Here is a 1,026-nt window from a genome sequence, read left to right as displayed (position 1 = left end):
CGACCCTGTGAGTTTCAGTGCGTCACAAGGTATTGAAATCAAATCCGGCGGCAATATCGGTGCCTACGCCACCTTGTTTGACGCACCCCGCGGCTCCGTAAAAATCGAAGCCGGACGCGGGCTGGTTCTCTATGCCGTGGAGGACATCAACTACGACAAACTCGACAGCCACAAAAAGCGCAAGTTTATCGGCATTACCTACGACAAGGTGCATGATACTACGACCCATACCATGAAAACCGCCCTGCCCTCAAGGGTAGTTGCAGAATCGGCCAACCTGCAATCAGGCTGGGACGCCAAACTGCAAGGCACCCAGTTTGAAACCACGCTGGGCGGCGCAGTCATCCGTGCAGGCGTGGGAGATCAGGCACGAGCAGATGCCAAGATTATTCTTGAAGGCATCAAAAGCAGTGTGCACACTGAAACCGTGAACAGCAGCAAATCCGCCCTTTGGCAGAAACAGGCCGGACGCGGCAGCACTATCGAAACGCTAAAACTGCCCAGCTTCGAAAGCCCTACTCCGCCCAAACTGTCCGCACCCGGCGGCTATATCGTCGACATTCCGAAAGGCAATTTGAAAACCGAAATCGAAAAGCTGGCCAAACAGCCCGAATACGCCTACCTGAAACAGCTTCAGACGGCTAAGAACGTCGATTGGAAACAGGTGCAGCTTGTCTACGACAAGTGGGACTATAAAGCCGAAGGCCTGACCGGAGCCGGAGCCGCCATTATCGCCCTGGCAGTAGCGGCAGCAACCGGAGGCGTCGGTGCCGGTTTGATCGGTGCAGCACAGGGAACCACATCTGCCGCCATAGCCAATGCAGCATTTACCTCACTAGCCACCCAGGCTTCCATCTCACTGATCAACAACAAAGGCAACGTCGGCAAAACCCTGAAAGAACTGGGCAGAAGCCGCACGGTGCAAAACCTGGTTGCAGCCGCTGCCACCGCAGGCGTATCCAACAAAATCGGTGCGTCTGCTTTAGCCAATGTCAGCGATACGCAGTGGGTCAACAACATGACCGT

The 1,026-nt window shown here is 55.3% G+C and carries 1 protein-coding gene; it reads left to right on the top strand.

Features of this window, described 5'->3' with window-relative positions:
* Positions 1-1,026: S-layer family protein (locus CRG49_RS12935; protein ID WP_198515177.1), on the top strand; the 1,026-nt coding region annotated here is incomplete at both ends.

The organism is Neisseria sp. N95_16 (genome assembly GCF_002551535.2).
GTDB lineage: Bacteria > Pseudomonadota > Gammaproteobacteria > Burkholderiales > Neisseriaceae > Neisseria > Neisseria brasiliensis.
This window is presented reverse-complemented; position numbering and strand designations above follow the sequence as displayed.